Annotated in this window: 16 protein-coding genes and 1 tRNA gene; 11 read left to right on the top strand and 6 right to left on the bottom strand. The window is 64.4% G+C overall.

Going from position 1 to position 17,347, the window contains the following annotated elements; translation table 11 throughout:
- Positions 1–227 precede the first annotated feature (227 nt).
- A tRNA-Arg gene (locus QYM46_RS16665) sits at positions 228–300 on the top strand.
- Positions 301–547: 247 nt separating this feature from the next.
- Here QYM46_RS16665 and QYM46_RS16660 read toward each other — a convergent pair.
- On the bottom strand, positions 548–1,357 hold the full coding sequence (locus tag QYM46_RS16660; RefSeq protein WP_432789857.1) for a DNA alkylation repair protein: 810 nt from the start codon (positions 1,355–1,357) through the stop codon (positions 548–550).
- Between the two features lie 257 nt (positions 1,358–1,614).
- Entirely contained in the window at positions 1,615–3,036 is a 1,422-nt protein-coding gene (argG, locus tag QYM46_RS16655; protein WP_169253323.1) for an argininosuccinate synthase, read from the bottom strand.
- Positions 3,037–3,166: 130 nt separating this feature from the next.
- Here argG and QYM46_RS16650 point away from each other — a divergent pair, with 130 nt between their 5' ends.
- Together QYM46_RS16650 and QYM46_RS16645 are read left to right on the top strand one after the other, a co-directional pair.
- Entirely contained in the window at positions 3,167–3,379 is a 213-nt protein-coding gene (locus tag QYM46_RS16650) for a GNAT family N-acetyltransferase (protein WP_432789856.1), read from the top strand.
- Between the two features lie 42 nt (positions 3,380–3,421).
- A complete protein-coding gene (locus QYM46_RS16645; protein WP_432789855.1) occupies positions 3,422–3,679 on the top strand; it encodes a GNAT family N-acetyltransferase in 258 nt (85 codons plus the stop codon).
- Positions 3,680–3,905: 226 nt separating this feature from the next.
- Here the strand turns inward: QYM46_RS16645 and QYM46_RS16640 are convergent, their stop codons facing one another.
- Both QYM46_RS16640 and QYM46_RS16635 read right to left on the bottom strand, forming a co-directional pair.
- A complete protein-coding gene (locus QYM46_RS16640) occupies positions 3,906–4,361 on the bottom strand; it encodes a hypothetical protein (RefSeq protein WP_432789854.1) in 456 nt (151 codons plus the stop codon).
- A gap of 892 nt (positions 4,362–5,253) precedes the next feature.
- Positions 5,254–6,801 carry an APC family permease gene (locus QYM46_RS16635; RefSeq protein WP_432789853.1) on the bottom strand — a complete coding sequence of 516 codons (1,548 nt, stop codon included), beginning with the start codon at positions 6,799–6,801 and terminating at the stop codon, positions 5,254–5,256.
- A 209-nt stretch (positions 6,802–7,010) separates the two neighbouring features.
- Here QYM46_RS16635 and QYM46_RS16630 point away from each other — a divergent pair, with 209 nt between their 5' ends.
- The 7 genes from QYM46_RS16630 to QYM46_RS16600 all read left to right on the top strand — a co-directional run bounded on the left by QYM46_RS16630 (position 7,011) and on the right by QYM46_RS16600 (position 14,520).
- Positions 7,011–8,177 (top strand): lysostaphin resistance A-like protein, encoded by a 1,167-nt coding sequence (locus QYM46_RS16630; protein ID WP_432789852.1) that lies wholly within the window; start codon positions 7,011–7,013, stop codon positions 8,175–8,177.
- 136 nt (positions 8,178–8,313) lie between these two features.
- Complete coding sequence (locus QYM46_RS16625) at positions 8,314–8,751, top strand: DoxX family protein (protein WP_432789851.1); 438 nt, start codon at positions 8,314–8,316, stop codon at positions 8,749–8,751.
- A 3-nt stretch (positions 8,752–8,754) separates the two neighbouring features.
- Complete coding sequence (locus QYM46_RS16620; RefSeq protein ID WP_432789850.1) at positions 8,755–9,441, top strand: GrpB family protein; 687 nt, start codon at positions 8,755–8,757, stop codon at positions 9,439–9,441.
- 48 nt (positions 9,442–9,489) lie between these two features.
- Positions 9,490–10,056, top strand: a complete 567-nt coding sequence (locus tag QYM46_RS16615; RefSeq protein WP_432789849.1) for an isochorismatase family protein — start codon at positions 9,490–9,492, stop codon at positions 10,054–10,056.
- A gap of 139 nt (positions 10,057–10,195) precedes the next feature.
- A complete protein-coding gene (locus QYM46_RS16610) occupies positions 10,196–12,451 on the top strand; it encodes an MMPL family transporter (protein ID WP_432789848.1) in 2,256 nt (751 codons plus the stop codon).
- Positions 12,452–12,577: 126 nt separating this feature from the next.
- Positions 12,578–13,903 (top strand): histidine kinase, encoded by a 1,326-nt coding sequence (locus QYM46_RS16605; RefSeq protein ID WP_432789847.1) that lies wholly within the window; start codon positions 12,578–12,580, stop codon positions 13,901–13,903.
- Positions 13,900–14,520 (top strand): response regulator, encoded by a 621-nt coding sequence (locus QYM46_RS16600; protein ID WP_169253318.1) that lies wholly within the window; start codon positions 13,900–13,902, stop codon positions 14,518–14,520. The genes QYM46_RS16605 and QYM46_RS16600 overlap by 4 nt, the downstream gene beginning before the upstream one ends.
- Positions 14,521–14,652: 132 nt before the next feature.
- Here the strand turns inward: QYM46_RS16600 and QYM46_RS16595 are convergent, their stop codons facing one another.
- The gene (locus QYM46_RS16595) at positions 14,653–15,114 is read right to left on the bottom strand and encodes a VOC family protein (protein WP_432789846.1); all 462 of its coding nucleotides are present in this window, start codon (positions 15,112–15,114) and stop codon (positions 14,653–14,655) included.
- Positions 15,104–15,406, bottom strand: coding sequence for a hypothetical protein (locus QYM46_RS16590; RefSeq protein WP_432789845.1), 303 nt, complete (start codon positions 15,404–15,406; stop codon positions 15,104–15,106). The genes QYM46_RS16595 and QYM46_RS16590 overlap by 11 nt, the downstream gene beginning before the upstream one ends.
- A gap of 189 nt (positions 15,407–15,595) precedes the next feature.
- On the opposite strand from QYM46_RS16590, the gene QYM46_RS16585 reads away from it, so the two are divergent.
- Positions 15,596–17,071, top strand: coding sequence for a PQQ-binding-like beta-propeller repeat protein (locus QYM46_RS16585; protein WP_432789844.1), 1,476 nt, complete (start codon positions 15,596–15,598; stop codon positions 17,069–17,071).
- Positions 17,072–17,347: the final 276 nt, after the last annotated feature.

Below are 17,347 nucleotides of genomic sequence, written 5' to 3'. Positions count from 1 at the left end.
GGGTCCGATTGACGCGAACGCAACAATTCAATGACGTGTTGTTTCAATTGTTTGATGTATTCTTTCAGCGATGATCGACCACTGAAATCTGCGATTTCATCCCCTCTCGCCGAGGCGGCTCTGGCCCTGAGTGCGAATGTGGCCAAGCGCACGTGGAGACGATTTGAGCTTCGGTGAGGCGGGTGTGTATAGTTGTTCGAGTTGCAGGGCGAGAGTCCGGGCGACATGCGCCACTAGCTCAACGGATAGAGCATCTGACTACGGATCAGAAGGTTGGGGGTTCGAATCCCTCGTGGCGCACCGAAAGAAAGTCCCTCACCAGGCAGGATAGCTGGTGAGGGACTTTTTCGTATGCCCACGGTGAGGGTCTTGCCTGTCGTGCAGCGTGTTGGTGTACGAGCGTTTTGGCCGACTTCTGATCCGAAGGTCGGGGTTCTGTCGGATTCGTCGATGCGGAAGTCCTGTCATCACAGTCGGGAGCTCGGCGGGGTCGTTGAAGCCTATGCCGACCGTCCGGGGCCGCAGACCATAACGGCGATCAAGGCCATCACCCGGGTCGCCTAGCCGCGAGCACGGCCTCGCGCTGTTCGAGCGAGAGTCGTTTGACGGCTTCGCGGATCGTCACCCCGGAGGCGCGGTGGGCGCGCGGGAGAATCCAGTCGAAGGCAAGGTCGGGGCGTGTGCGTGCGGTGTCGCGCAGAACCCAGCCGATGGCCTTGCGGATGAAGAACTCCTTCTCCTCGAGCATCGCCTCGGCGAAACGGGAGAACCGGTCGAAGTCGCCGCGGCCCTGTCGCAGCGGAACCAGGTGCGCCAGCAGGGCCGAGCGGCGGATCCAGAAGTCCTCATCGCTCGCCCAGCGCTCGAGAATGGGGTCGAAAGCAGCATCCCGCTCGCTCAACGGCCCGACGAGATCCCCGGCCAGGGGGTCGACAAGGGCCCACGTCTTCGCTTCGCGCAGCAGGTCTTCAATGAAGTCCGCATCCCCGGCGCCGAGGCGGTCCTGCAACTGGATGAGCACCATCGTGGCCGCGGCGCGACGCTCGTGGACGGGTGGGTGGTTCCCGGTTGAACCGCCGTCCGTCAGTTCGGTGCTGCTGGCTGAGTCATCTGACGACGTCGGCGCGGTCCAGAGGAGCCCGGCGAGCTCGATGACCTCGTCGTGATCGAGCGCCGTCCCGCGCAGTGACGTCCGCACGATGGCTCGGGTGTCCGGGACGCTCACTCCGTAATGGCGGAGTTCGCTCTTGAGGTAGGCCTTTTCCTTCTGGGCGCGTTCGCTGCCGCCTCGGGCGCGCAGTTCTCGGTCGACCGCCTCGGCGAGAGTCTGGAAGTTGTGCCGGGAATCGGAGGTCATGGAACGAATCATTCCACGGTCGCACCGCACCGCACCGCATCGTGCGGGCGCGGACGCGGGCACTGCAGCTCGCGGTGAATGCGAAACGGCCGGCAGGCGGACTCCGTCGATCACATTGATCGGGGAGCCGTCTGCCGGCCGTTCTCTGTTCTCAACCGGAGGCCGCGAGTCTCATGCTGCGCAGTGTCTCCGGAAGTCTTTCACCATCCGGTGCGGACGGGGCTCAGCCCGACCGGCACCGGCGTCGGGCGCGGGCCTCAGTCCGTTCCCGCGTCGAAGGCGGCGGACAGGCCTGCGCGGTCGCTGGCCTCGTCGACGTCGACGGTGGAGTTCGCGATCTCGTCGGCGCCACCGGCCTCCAGCGAACCCACGAGCTCCGAGGTCGGACCGGACACGATGCCCATGGCCGCGTACTGCTCGAGGCGGGCGCGCGAATCGGCGATGTCGAGGTTGCGCATGGTCATCTGGCCGATGCGGTCCTCGGGGCCGAAGGCGGCGTCGCCCACGCGCTCCATCGACAGCTTCTCCGGGTGGTAGGACAGGTTCGGGCCTTCGGTGTTGACGATCGTGTAGTCGTCACCGCGGCGCAGGCGCAGGGTGACCTCGCCGGTGATCGCCGAGGCGACCCACCGCTGCATGGACTCGCGCAGCATGAGCGACTGCGGGTCGAGCCAGCGTCCCTCGTACATCCGGCGACCGAGGCGGCGGCCCTCTTCGTGGTAGAGGGCGATGGTGTCCTCGTTGTGGATGGCGTTGAGCAGACGTTCGTACGTCACGTGCAGCAGGGCCATGCCGGGGGCCTCGTAGATGCCGCGGGACTTCGCCTCGATGATCCGATTCTCGATCTGGTCGGACACGCCGAGTCCGTGGCGGCCGCCGATCTCGTTGGCCTTGAAGACCAGGGCAACGGGGTCGTCGAAAACTTCGCCGTTGATGGCGACGGGGCGGCCGGCCTCGAAGCGGACAGAGACCTCTTCCGATTTGACCTCGACGTCATCGCGCCAAGCGGCGACTCCCATGATCGGCTCGACGATGTCGAGTCCGGCGTCGAGGAACTCGAGGGTCTTCGCCTCATGCGTGGCGCCCCAGATGTTCGCGTCCGTCGAGTAGGCCTTCTCGGCAGAGTCCCGGTAGGGGTAGCCGTGCTCGACGAGCCATTCGCTCATCTCCTGCCGGCCGCCGAGCTCGTCGACGAACTCCGAGTCGAGCCAGGGCTTGTAGATGCGCAGCTTCGGGTTGGCCATGAGGCCGTACCGGTAGAACCGCTCGATGTCGTTGCCCTTGTAGGTCGAGCCGTCGCCCCAGATGTCGACGCCGTCTTCCTTCATGGCGCGCACCAGCATGGTTCCGGTGACGGCGCGGCCGAGGGGAGTGGTGTTGAAGTAGGTCTTGCCACCGGAGCGGACGTTGAACGCACCGCACTGGAGGGCGACGAATCCTTCTTCGACGAGCAGGCGCTTGGCGTCGACGAAGCGGGCGATCTCGGCGCCGTATTCCTTGGCGCGCTCGGTCACCGATTCGAGGTCGGGCTCGTCGTACTGGCCGATATCGGCCGTGTACGTGCACGGGATGGCCCCCTTGTGGCGCATCCACGCGACCGCGCAGGAGGTGTCCAGTCCGCCGGAGAAGGCGATTCCAACGTGCTCACCGACTGGGAGCGAAGACAGTACTTTCGACATGGCACCAGCGTAACGGCATTCCCCGCCGAATGTCGAATTGTTATGCATTGGAATGTATTTTTATGTGCTCAGGGTGGGTGAGGCGATGGAATCTCGCCGAGGCGGCCCCGCCGATTGCTATCGTGAGCAGGTGACGAATCCTCCCGCACCTCAGTTCACCGTCCGCCCCGAGACATCCGGTGACATCGACGCGATCCACGCACTGACCGCGGCCGCCTTCGGCCAGGTCGACGAGGCGGAGCTCGTCGACGCCCTCCGCGCATCCGGCAATGGACTCGAGGGTCTGTCGTTCGTCGGCGTTCTCGATGGTGAGGTCATTGCCCACGCCATGCTCTCCCGGTGATTTGTCGGCGAGGCTCCCGGGGTCTGCCTCGCGCCCTGTTCCGTGTGGCCCGAGCATCAGCGTACCGGTGTCGGCACCGCCGTCATCGAGGCGCTGCTGGCCGAGGCTGCCCGCCGCGGGGAGGCATTCGCCGTGGTCCTCGGCCACGCCGAGTACTACCCGCGCTTCAGGTTCACACCGGCCTCGGGCTTCGGCATCACCCTGCACGTCGAGGTTCCCTACGAGGCGCTCATGGCGATGCCGTTGGCCGGCGAGGTGCCTGCGGGCGCTTTGGCCTTCGCGCCAGAGTTCGGGGTCTGAGGCAGAGCAGGCGGCGCGACGGTGCTGGCGGCCGCTATCCGGTCTGCTGCCAGCGTGGTACCTCCGCTCGCGGTATCTGCCGACGAAGCTGGCTTCACCCGAAACAGCAGGTCGCAATTGGATACTTGCGCGTAGATATAAGTCAGCATCGGACACTAGTGGCAGAACTTAGGTCAACATCGGACACTTTTCGACGCCAGAAATGTCCGATGCTGACCTACATTTTTCACTGCAGTCCGAGATGTCGGCGGATGTCGCGTTCAAGTTGACGGCGATTGGTCGACTTCGTTACTCGCAATACCGTCCAGCCGGCGGCTTTCAGTGCGTTGACTCGGTCGATATCAGCGGCCCACTGTCCCTCTGATGTCCTGTGAAAGTCTCCCTCGTACTCCAATGCGAGTTTCTCCTTCGGGTAGCCGAGGTCGGGATGCAGGGTCCGGTCGATCGTCGGGCAGTAGACGGCGGGGTGGACGGCAGGTTCCGGAAGGCCTCGGGACACGGCCCACAGGCGGAGGTCTGTCTCCATCGGCGAGTCGACATCTTCCCGAATGAGTTCAACAGCGGCCTTGAGCTTCGATCTGGCCCTGAGGTGCCTCGTCTCGGCGACGTGCTCGACCAGAGACAGCAGTGTGAATTGCGGTGGGCTCTTCCAGTCGCCGATCGCCGCGTCTCCGATCTTCACCAGCGACTCCACGGAGCAGACGGAAGCAAACTGACTGAATACCTGCAGTGGACTCAGAACCGGAAGACCCAGGAAACCGGTTCGTCTGAGGCTTCTCATCCGATGAAGCGTCACGCCTCTTCTGCGAATGCGTTTGTTGATGTCCGACGTCGCCAGACGGAGAATGTGTCGGTTGCTGGAGCCTGGCACCGGCCACCCGAACAGCCGTGCTGCCGTTTCACGGCATGCGACGACTCCCGGGTGCCTGTGGGCCATGGCGAGCAGCAGTTGAACTTCATTGATCCAGTCATCATCTGCCCAAGTCGGAACCGGAAACTCAGTGGGGGCGGTGTCGTCGAAGCGAAGTCCCCAGGCAGCTGGCGGGAACTTGCGGCCGGAGCGAATGTCGTAGTCGGAGGCGCCTCGTGCACGAGCTTCGGAGACCGAGACGATTGCTGGATAGTCGGCATAATTCAGAGGGTGCTTCATGCACAGATCGTTCACTGGGGCTCACCGTACGGGAAGTCCTGCATGAGGCGGCTGTGGGCAACCGTTCTGCATCCACAGCCCGTATGCGCCTGAGCCCGGTCATTGTCCACACTCAGATGAGGCGGAGTCGGTTGCGACCTTCGGCGACCCCAGAGAGTCAAGGAGCAGCTTCGCGTGTCCCGGCGACGGCTCGAATGAAACTCTGCACAGGAGTGTGTGTGCGAGTGGACTCAACGAGACGCGTAGTCAGGGCGGCATAGGGTGTGCGCGAAATAGTGGTCACCATCGGACTTCCGGGCTAGAGAATTAGGTCACCATCGGACATTTATCGAGCCAGAAAGTATCCGATGGTGACCTGAATTCGAGCACAGTGTCCGTTTGTGACCACTATTCGGGGAAGCGGCCACGCCCGCCCCCGCGCCACCTACTGCTTCGCGCGGTGGGTGCGGATCGCCTCGGCGACGGCGATGGCGTCACCTTCGGGGGCGTCGGACTTCCGATCCGGACGTGCCGTGAACAGGTAGATGAATCCGGCGACAAGCACGACGACCAGACCGATGAGCACGATCCAGTCGGCGAAGAACGATCCGGAATCGCCGGGAAGCGAGAGCAGGACCATCGCGAAGATGCCGTACGCCAAGGCCGCGATGTTGACGACGATGCCCCAGCCTCCCAGCGACCACGGCCCCGCCGGCTTCCACCCCTTGACCCTCTGACGCAGCGCCCCGAGGACGACCATCTGGAAGGCGAGGTAGATGCCGAGGATGGCAAACGAGGTCACAGCGACGAGGATTCCGTCGTTGAACCAGATGAGCACGCAGATGAGAGCGGGTGCCGTGCCGGCGACGATGAGAGCGTTGTGTGGGATCTTCGTCCCGTCGGTGACCTTCGACAGCCACGTGTGCCCGGGCATCATTCCGTCGCGGGCGAAGCTGAAGATCAGCCTCGATGCAGCGGCCTGCAGGCTGAGCACACACGAGATGAACGCGAGGATCGCAACGAGCAGGAAGATCTTCGCACCGGCATCGCCGAGGCTGCCGGCGAGGATCGCGGGAATCGGGTCGGCGACCTCGCCGGCGACGATCTCCTCGAGATTCGGTGCCGCGAGCACATACCCGCCGAAGGAGAACAGCGCAGAGATCGCCCCGACGAAGATCGTCATGAGCATCGCCTTCGGAATGCCGCGGGCCGGATTTGACACCTCCTCGGCGACGTCACCGCACGCTTCGAAACCGTAGAAGAGGAAGAGCCCGGCGACTGCGGCTCCCATGAAGACGGGCAGGTAGCTGCCGTCACCGGCGGTCCCCATGGTGTCGAAGAAGACGGAGAAGCTGTGCTTGCGTTCGAAGATGAGCAGGAACAGGCCGAGCCCGATGACGCCGATGAGTTCGGCGAAGAGGCCGATGCGCGCGATGCGGGCCAACCATTTCGTGCCCGAGAAGTTGATCGCCAAGGCGAGGACGAGGAGTCCAAGGCCGAGGAACAGAGTGGAGTTGCGGCTGAGTTCGAGGCCGAAGAGGCTTGCGAGGAACCCGGCACCGAACTCCGCCACCGAGGTGATTGTGACGATGAGCGCGCAGATGTAGATCCATGCGGCCATCCAGGCATACCGCTTGCTCCACAGCCGCCTCGCCCATGGGTAGATTCCACCGGCGATGGGGAACTGGGAGACGACTTCGCCGAAGACGAGGGCGACGAGCAGCTGCCCGCAGGCAACAATGACGATCCACCAGATCGAGGGCGGACCACCGGTCGACAGTGCGACGGCCAGCAGCGAATACACGCCGACGAGCGGTGAGAGATAGGTGAAGCCGAGAGCGAAGTTCGCCCACGGGCTCATCGACCGCTCGAACGAGTCACCGTAGCCGAGGACGGCGAGGTGATCGGAATCGGAGAGATGGCCGTCGGCACGATTGCCGGCGGAGGTGTGAGCGCCCGCGGGATGGTGGGCATTCGAGGGGAGATCGGACATGATGCAGTTCCTTCATTCGAATCGTCGTTGATCCTGTGCTGTTCGCATCGTATCTCCGATTCTCACCTGCGGAAGCGTTCTCGTCCGAGCGGCTGATCGCGATTTCCGCCTCGCGGCGGAGGTGCCGGGCGACCGCGAGTCATAGCGTGGAATCACAGGCACGGATCACCGTCGAACCGGTGGACACAGTGCAGGAACGAGGAGGAACCGTGAACACGCAGACGCACACTCAGGCAGGATTCGCCGAGGCGACCGGACCGACCGCCGAGACGCCGGGTTCGAATCCGGCTGAGTCGGGCCCGGCCGCAACTTTGGCCAACCGGTCCACCCCCACTGAGTACCCGTCCGACCGGTCTGCCCCCACCGAGAAGGTCGACGCGAAAGGGCGCCCACTCGCCGTCGTGCCTTCCCGGGTGCCGTGGCTCGAGATCGGAGTCTTCGCCGTCATTGCCTTCGGCCTCGCGTGGCTGGCCTGCTTGCCGCTGTGGACTTCGGGCGAGGGCATCAGCGACCCGCTCGCCGTGACGGTCTTCGGCGGACTCATGATGTTCACACCTCTGGTTGCCAGCATCGTCGCCTCCATCGTCCAGCGCCGCCGCGCCCGTGCCAGGGGAGAGGTCTTGGCCAGCGCTCCGCGCTACTTCGGCTTCTGGCCGTTGCGTCCCTTCGGTCGAGTCATCGGGGTGACCGTCGCGGCCTTCTTCGGCATCATGGTTCTCGTCGTCCTCGGCTATCTGGTCAGCGCTGCGTTCGGTTGGCTCACGCTCGACCTCACCGGGCTGTCCGCGTTCAAGGAACAATTGGCCACACTCCCGGGTATGGAGTCGGTGCCGATTGCGGTCGCTATCCTCGGTTATCTGCTGCTCATGCTCGCAGGCTCGGTATCCAATTGCTTCGTCACGATCGGTGAGGAATTCGGCTGGAGAGGATGGCTGCTCACCAGCCTCCGCCCCCTGGGCACCTGGCCGGCTCTGCTCATCGTCGGTGTCGTCTGGGGTCTGTGGCACGCACCGCTCATCCTGCTCGGCTACAACTTCAACCGCCCCGACATCACCGGCCTGGGACTCATGGTCGGCGGCTGCATCATAGTCGGCATCCTCTTCGGGTGGCTGCGCCTGCGCACCGGATCCGTGTGGCCGGCCGTCTTCGCCCACGCCGCACTCAACGGATCCACCGGCATGTTGCTGGCCTTGGTCATCGATGCGGGGGCCTCGACTCCCGACCCTGCGCTCATGACTCTCCTCGGGGTTTCGGGTTGGATCATCTCCGCCGTCGTCATCGCCACACTCGTTCTGACGGGGCAGTTCCGGAAGCAGCCGGAGCTGGGGATCAAGAAGGCTACCCCCGCCGCACCTGATCCCCGGCAGACCGTCTGATCACCATCGAAATATGACGCCGGGGCCGGCCTCGAAATTGAGGCCCGGCCCCGGCGTCCGTTAGGCTCAGAAACCCCATAGACCTAAGGAGTCTTTTGTGATTTTTGGCCCATCATTGATGCAGACGGCAGGACGCATGCTCACCGCACCGATCTTCATCACCGGCGGACTCTCGGCTGTGAAGGATCCTGCGGGCAAGGCGGCGATGGCCGAATCGACCCTGGACGCCATCCGCGAATACGTGCCCGGACTTCCCGACGACAACGAACTGCTCGTGCGCATCAACGGCGGAGTGCAGATCCTCGCCGGTGCCACCCTGCTGCTCGGCATCAAGCCGAAGCTTTCGGCACTGGCGCTCGCAGGCTCCCTCATCCCGACCACGCTGGCCGGACACTCCTTCTGGGAGATGGAAGGCGGAGACGCGAAGGCCCACCAGACCCAGTTCTCGAAGAACCTCGCCGCACTCGGCGGACTGCTCCTCATCGCCGGAGACAGTGACAACACCAAGGCCATCGAGAAGGCCGCCAAGAAGGCCGCGAAGAAGGCCGAGAAGCGCGCCCTCAAGCAGGCCTGAGGCATGACGCACTCGTCCGCCGATGATTCCTCCGAGTCGGAGGTTGCGGACGGTGTGCCCGCCGAACCGATGTCAGCTTCGAATGCTGACATCATCACCTTCAACGACGTCAAGGATCCGAACCTCTGGGTGCGGCCGACTACTTCTCCGGCCACGATCGAGATCATCGACCACGATCCCGCTTGGGCCGACCATTTCGCCGAGGCGGCCCACCGGATCCGTCGGGCACTGGCCCCGAGCGGTTCGGTCGTCGGCATCGACCACGTTGGGTCCACCTCGGTGCCGGGGTTGCCGGCGAAGCCGATCATCGACATCGCCCTCGTCGTCGCCGATCTCACCGCCGAAGAGGACTATGTCCCTGCGCTCGCCGAGGCAGGATTCGTTCTCACCATCCGTGAACCCGCCTGGTACGAGCACCGGATGCTCAAACGACTCGATCCGGAACCCGGGCAGCTGGACTGCAATCTCCATGTCTTCGGACCCCGGTGCGCGGAAGTAGCGCGGATGCGGCTGTTCCGAGATTGGCTGCGGGAGCATGAGGACGAACGCGGGATCTACGAGTCGGCGAAACGCACCGCGGCCGAGGAATCGAACGCGGTCGGGGAAACGGTCATGGGCTACAACGCCCGCAAGCAGGCCGCGGTCCGCGGCATCTACCACCGCATCTTCGAAGCCCGAGACTGGGTCTGAATCCGCCGCATCCCTGGAAATCGGCCGGGAAACGCCTATGCTCGAGGCATGGCCAAGGCACTCCTCATCGTCGATGTCCAAAATGACTTCACCGAAGGCGGCGCGCTCGGTGTGACCGGCGGCGACGCTGTCGCCGAAGGCATCAGCGCCCACCTCGCCGCACATGCCGGCGACTATGACGCCGTCATCGCCTCCCGCGACTGGCACGATGCCGACAACGACAACGGCGGCCACTTCAGCGACTCCCCGGACTTCGTCGATTCCTGGCCCGTCCACTGTGTCGCCGGCACGACTGGCGCCGAATTCGACCCGCTGCTCGACACCTCGGCCATCACCCACGAGGTGCGCAAGGGCCAGGGCAAACCCGACTATTCGGCGTTCCAGGGGATCACGGACACGGGGAGCCGCCTCGGCGAGCTTCTCACCGAACTCACCATCACCGAGGTGGACGTCGTCGGCATCGCCACCGACCATTGCGTACGCGCTTCCGCCCTCGATTCGCTGAGCGCGGGACTGAGCGTTCGAGTGCTCACCGACCTCATCGCGGGCGTCGGAGAAGACTCGAGCACGGCGGCACTCGCGGAGGTCGAAAAGGCAGGGGTCGAGCTCGCCTGAGCCGCTGACTCTCCACCCGTGCCGTAACCTCAGCCGCAAGCATCACTCCAGGTCAGCGCGTTTTCTCCATCGAAAGTTGCAGGCCGGAACCGAACTCACAGGCGATGTGTGTGACTCCTCAGATTGATGGACTGGAGTCATGAACTCACCACTGGCGAAAACCGCACATACGCTGACATCGAAGCGCGGTTCGTGGCTCGTCCTCGGCGGGGTCGTCGTCCTCGTCGCACTGCTCTTCGGACTCCTGTCCGGGGCAGGGGAGGACCGACCCAGCGAAACTGCTCCGGCCGACTCCGAATCGACTCAGGCCCAGACAATCCTCGATAAGTTCCCCGAGGCGGACAAACAGTCCGTCATGGTCGTGGCTTCGAACGAGGACGGATCCGAACTCTCCGCCGACGACCAAGCGCAGCTGAAGAAGCTCGGCAGTTCGCTCGGCGATTCCGTCGGCGACGAATCCACTGCGGCCGTCACCGGGCCGATCCTCAGCGACGACAAACAGGCCGCGCTGCTCATGGTGCCGATCACGGTGGGCCTGACGAACTCCGACACCGCTGAGACCGTCGACGACCTGCGCACCGCCATCGCCGATGACCAGACCGCCCAGTCGCTCACCGGCGACGGCATGTCTCTGCTGGTCACAGGCGGCCCCGCGATCGGCGCCGACATCGCCTCGGCGTTCAACGGTGCGGACTTCACCCTGCTCATCGTCACCGTCGTCATCGTCGCCCTGCTGCTCATCATCACCTACCGTTCGCCGGTCCTGTGGCTGTTGCCGCTCATCGTCATCGGCACCGCCGACGGACTCGCCTCGACCGTGACCGCGGCCGTCGGCGACTGGCTCGACCTGCAATTCGATGCGGGCATCATCAGCGTCCTCGTCTTCGGCGCGGGAGCCAACTACGCACTGCTGTTCATCTCCCGCTACCGCGAGGAGCTGCGCCGAGTCACCGACCACCGCACCGCCCTCGCCGAGGCGTGGACCCACACCGCGTCGACGATCCTCGCCTCGAATCTCACGGTCGTCCTGTCCCTGCTCAGCCTCGTCTTCGCGATCATCCCCGGCACCCGCGGCCTGGGCATCACCGCGGCCGTCGGCCTGCTCATCTCCGCAGCCGCCGTCCTCTTCGCGCTGCCGCCCGTGCTCGCGATCTGCGGCAAGACGATGTTCTGGCCCTTCATCCCGAAAGCAGAAGCGACTGTGGATGAAGAGCTCACCCCCGCCGAGGCGGCCGCCGCCACCCGTGCCACCGCACCTGCGAGTGTGGCCAAGCCTTCGATCTGGCGCACGATCGCCACCCGCGTGGTCCGCAGACCGGGGCTCCACCTCGGTGCCGGGATCGTCATCCTCGGTGTCATGGCCACCGGGTTCATCGGATCCTCGATCGGTCTCGACCAGACCGAGAAGTTCCGGGTCCAGTCCGAATCGGCTCAAGGCCTCGACGTCCTCGCCGACCATTTCCCGCCCGGGGAATCCCAGCCGATCTGGATCGTCGCCGATGCCGACCATGCCGATGACGTCGTCGATTCGGTCAGCGATATGGACGGCGTCGTACGCGCCTCGGCGATCGAGGACACGACAATCGACGGCACTTCCGTCACGAAGATCATGGTCACCGGTGAGTTCGAACCCGACAGCGCCAAGGGACTCGACCTCGTCGAGGACATCCGCAGCGATGTCCACGCCATTGACGGTGCGAACGCCCAGGTGGGAGGGGCCGCGGCCACGGAGCTCGACGCCCGCGACGGCAACCGGACGGACTTCGTCACGATCGTCCCGATGGTCCTGGCGATCAGCTTCATCATCCTGCTCGGCATCCTCCGCGCACCCATCGCGGCGTTCACTCTGCTGCTCGTCAACGTGGTGTCCTCGGCCGCGGCGATCGGACTCGGGGCATTCCTGTCGCGGACGATCTTCGGCCAATCCGCGCTCGATGCGCAGGTGCCGATCCTCGCGTTCCTCTTCCTCGTGGCACTCGGCATCGACTACTCGATCTTCCTCGCCCACCGTGCGAAGAAGGAGTCCGTCTTCCACGGCGGACGCCAGGGTATGGTCGAAGCCGTCGCCCACACCGGTGGAGTCATCACGAGTGCCGGCATCGTCCTGGCCGGAGTGTTCGCGGCACTGGGCATGCTGCCGCTGATGGTCCTCGGCCAGCTCGGCCTCATCGTCGGAGTCGGCGTGCTCGTCGACACGATCATCGTCCGCACCGTCATCGTGCCCTCGATCTTCGGGCTCGTGGGCAACAAGATGTGGTGGCCGAACAAGGCGATCACGCACTTCCACGAGCATGCGGCAGTTGGTGCGGCTGACGGTGACGAACACTCCACCCATCTGCTCGCCGAGAAGGAATTCGCGGACTCCGGTTCCGGGATTCACCACGGCAAGCACTGAACCGTCACGCTGGGTGGGCCCGGGCGACGACGCAGATCGTCGCCCGGGCCCACTCGGTTTCCGCACCGGACGGCGCAGATGTCATACCACCGGGGTTCCGGATGTGATTGAGTTGGCAGGGAGATCATGACAGCACTGGATCACCGTTTCGGCACGTTCGTCGCCGAGGCCGATCTGCAGGAAGGTGGCAGCGTGGGCGCACGCAAATGGACGGAACGGACGATGGAGATCGGCCAGCACGCCATCGCGCTCGTCCTCATGCTCATCTCCTGCATCCGCGCGATCACCACCGGCGCCCCGATGCTCGCCGCGATCGCAGTGAGCATCGTCTTCCTCGCCTGGTACGCCCTGGGCGCGGTCCGCGCCGCCCGAACCGGTGCGCTGGTGCTGGCGAAATGGTGGCTCATCGTCCTCGCCGCAGCGTGGCTGTGCACCCTGCTCGTCTCCGCCGAGTTCATCTGGGTCGCCTTCCTCCTCTGGCTGCTCGCCGGCCACCTCTTCTCCCTGCGCATCGCCATCGTCTTCACTGCCCTGACCTATATCGCGACCATCGTCGCGCCGCTGGCCCACTATGGTCAGGTGCTCCCGCCGAGCATCATCGGCTCGCTCATCGGTGCCGTTTTCGCCCTCGGGCTCTCCCGCGGCTACATCGAACTCCTCCGTGAAGGTCGTCGTCGGGAGGAGCTGCTGCGTTCCCTCGAGCTCGCCCACCAGAACCTGCTCGACCTCCAGGACGAACTCGCCCTGACTCAGCGGCATGCCGGCGAGATCCAGGAGCGCACCCGTGTCTCCCGCGACATCCACGACACGATCGCGCAGTCGATCTCGTCGATCCGCCTCATCGCCCACGCCGAGGCGGAGCGCACCACCGATAATCACGCCGGGCAGGTGCTCGCCCAGGTCGAGGACCTCGCCGCGCAGAGCTCCCGGGATGTCCGCCGCATCATCGCCGCCCTTGCCCCGGCCGAACTGGAGGACGGTGCGCTGACCGCGGCGATCCGGCGGCTGCTCGCCAGGCTGGAGGAGGACAGCTCGATCGCGGGCCGCCTCGACGTCGACGAGACCCTGCCGACCCTGTCCGCCGAGGCGGAGGTGGCGCTGCTGCGCACCGCGCAATCGGCTCTGGCCAACGTTCGGCAGCATTCGCAGGCCACGAGAGTGATGGTCAGCCTCATGGACCTCGACGGGGCAATCAGGATGGACATCGTCGACGACGGGGTCGGAATGGCCGATCCGCACAATCGACAGAGGAACCCCGATTCGGGATTCGGCCTCGACTTCATCGGCTCGAGGATGCGCGAACTCGGCGGGGAACTCGTCATCGAATCGAGTCAGGGCTCAGGGTTCGCGATCTCGGCGACCCTGCCCGGCCAATCCCAGCTGCACACCCGGGGTGAGGGACTCGGCACCGCTGATGAAGAAACGCGCACCGACACAGGAGAGAACGCATGAGCATCCGAGTCATCCTCGTCGACGATCACCCGGTCGTGCGGGCGGGTCTGAAGTCCGTCATCGACGCACCGGACCACATCGCTGTGATCGGTGAGGCCGGCAGCGGAGAGGAGGCGCTGACGATCGTCGACGAACTCGACCCCGACGTCGTCCTCTGCGACCTGCGGCTGGGGGAGGGGATTGACGGCATCGAGGTGACGAAGCGGCTGCGCGCGAAGGCGAACCCGCCGGCGGTGCTCATCCTCACCACCTTCGACCTCGACTCGGAGATCATCGCCGCGATCAACGCCGGGGCCTCGGGGTACCTGCTCAAGGACATCGACCCGGGGGACATCTCGACGGCGATCGAGAAGGCGGCGAAGGGGGAGACCTACATGCCTCCGGAGATCTCGTCGAAGGTCTTCGCCGCGATGCGCAATCCCAGTCCGAAGCTGACCCGGCGCGAACGTGACGTCGTCAGACTCTTGGCCACCGGGGCGTCGAACGCGCAGATCGCGCAGGAGCTCTTCGTCACCGAGGCGACTGTGAAGAGTCACCTCGTCAATGTGTTCACGAAGCTCGGCGTGGATTCCCGTGCCCGCGCCATCCGCGTCGCCGAGGACCAGGGGCTGGTGTAGAGGCAGCGCCTCTCGCGGCCTCCGCCGAGAAACGGGCTGCGTGTCGAAAAACGGGTGTGCACATGCGTTTCTCGACGCTCAGCCCGTTTCTCGGCGATTCTCTGGCGATTCTCACACGCTGGCCGAGCTCGCTTACTCGTTCGCGAACCGAGTGAACTGCGCTTCATCGTTGACCGAGGTGCCTCGGTATTCCTGTTGCTGACCACTTGGCACCAGGTCTTGGTAGTAGCCGAGCCGGTTGCCCCAGGGATCTGTAAAGTCCACAAAAGCGACGACCTCCGGCAGCTGTGACGGTTCGGACCGCATTATCCCGGAGGAGTCGAGGAACGACAATGCCTCGCTCAGATCGAGTACGCGAAAACGTACTCTGTTGAGCAATGGGGATGCTGGGTCTTTCCCCGACACCTGATACCAGCATTCCTGACCAGCGATCGGCGACCACTCGAAGAAGTCGTCGTGCGGCTCGAACTCCGGCTCGCGGCCAAACAGCGAACTGTAGAACGAACGCGCTGCGGCAGTCTCGTCGGTCGGCACGTAGACCTGCAATGTGAACCCTGTGGTCGTCACAGCAGAAACTCCCGCATCATTTCCCATGGCTCTTGTCCTCCTCGCAATCAGCTGTGTCGTGTGTGTCTTCGAACCACGCGAGTGAAATGGTGTCCGCCATCCTCGTGACATCGTCGACCAGCAGCACCGGACCGGGCCCAAGCGCACGTTCAGCCGGATCATCTTCGACCATCACGCAGGCGCGGTCGTTGACTCCTAACAACGCAGTCCGCGGATCGGGCCGCCAATAGACGTTGAGCCCGCCCGCTACGTGGGCGGAGACAGCATCGAAGAGGTCATCCGTGGGGACCATGGTGAAAGCGTGCGCGAGAATCTTCATAGTTCTGTCCTCATCATGTTGACCAGGAAATCGGCGTTGACATCCCAGTTCTCGCCGTCATTGTACGCTGAGGCGATTCACAGTTCTCGATGAGTGACCGATGGGCCACTCACCACACCCGAAGTGCCAATGCGATTACCGCCGCATAAGATCGAGCTATGAATCGGGTACGAGCAGGAGAGACGCATCATGAAGCGGATGTGGGCGGCGGTCGTGGCAGCAGGCTTGGTGGCCCTGAGCGGGTGCAGCAACGACGGCGGTGAACCTGCAGGCACACCGTCGCCGACGACTACCCCGACCCTGGCCGAACCGGTCGAGCTCGACTACTACGCCACGCTGACAGTCGACGATGGTGCCGGGCATGCGCTCGTCACCGACTGGGTCGAAGAGAAGCTGCGGGCGATCGACCCCGCAGGCAAAGAGCTGTGGAGCATCGACGCTTACGTCAATGACGAAGGCGGAGGCTCAGTAGCCTATTCCGCGGGAGACCTGGTGATCGTCAACGACTACTCGGGAACGGTGACCGCCTACACCTGGGAAGACGGCGAAGAAGCCTGGTCATTCGACATTCCCGGCCCCGACGATGCGTGTCATGAGCAGATGGCGTTCGGCTCTCGGTCGACAGGTCTCGGCAATCGCCTTCGCGAGGATGATCTGCTTCTGCTCGAATACAGCGGCATGCGAATGGACGGAGACTGCGCGCCCACCTCCGAAGCCGGCAATGCGGTGATGTTCGCCCTCGACCCATCCACAGGGACCGAGGCTTGGCCGTCGCTGTCGATTGACGATGACGGTCGCACTTTCGGCGGCAAGCTGACCCACCTCGCCCCGGACAGGAAGAGCGCGGTCATGTCGTGGAAGTCCGGCGAGGACTCCATGATCACCCGGATCTCATTGGATGACGGGCGCCATGTCACCGTTCCCATCACTGACGCTCGCTCGATCGATGACACAGGAGTCGACCACTTCGACGTCTTTCCGACAAGCGATGAGACCACGCTGACTTACCTCTTCGGAGCCGAGGACCCCGATGACCCGATGCGCCAGGCGTTCAGCAGAGCAGCTGAGCTGACCCTTCCTGCTGGACTCAAAGAGACCGACAGCGCGACATTGGCCGCCGACTCCGGCCCCAACGCCGCGACGATGGAGGACACGACCGTTCCGATGTGTTCGACCGACTTCACCTTTACGCCGGAAGGCCGGGCCGCGTGTCTGCAGCTGCAGCTGTTTGCATCGGCGGTCAAATATCAGGGCTCGGACGGGTCGCCGGAAGGATGGTTTGCGGATGCACCCGAGATGGCTTTCGACACCGTTCTCTACTCGGGGGCTCCCAGAACAGTGCCTTTCGACAGCCGCGGTAAGGCTGCGGTACTCGCGCCCGGTCCCGACGGAGGCGTAATCGCGATCGACGCGGCGACCGGGAAGACGGCGTGGAATGCTGGCGACTACAGATCGACGACTCCATGGGGCGGCGAGGGAGTATTGCCCGACGTCGGGCTGGTCGTACTCACCGACAACAAGAAGACGAGTTTCTACGACTCGGATACCGGCAGACTCGTCGAAGAGCACAAGGCTGACCAATACGATGAGCTGACCTCCGGCTACAGCACCGTTCTCGTCGCCGGCGAGAAGTCGACGACGATGTGGGCAGTGGTCGACAAGTGAAACGCTGAGCCGTCGTTGCGGGCCGAGGTGGCGCCCGTGAGTCGGGAACCGAGCGCGCCGCATCGGCACCATGACCAACTGTCAGGTGAATAACTGATTGGTAATGATCTGCGGTGTCGCGCCTGGTGAGGGAGCCGGACCTTCACTCTGGTGTGTGCAGCGTTGCCCGAATCGGCCCGCTTCGACTACGGAGTTTCACCTCCTACCGGTAGTCTGTTCCCTGCACATCGGGACGGCCGCGCGCATGCGCAGCGCAGTCCAGGTCGAGACAGCGGA

The sequence above is a fragment of the Brevibacterium sp. K11IcPPYGO002 genome (assembly GCF_050920635.1).
Taxonomy (GTDB): domain Bacteria; phylum Actinomycetota; class Actinomycetes; order Actinomycetales; family Brevibacteriaceae; genus Brevibacterium.
Note: the sequence above shows the minus strand (reverse complement) of the source record. Positions and strands in the feature narration are given on the sequence as shown.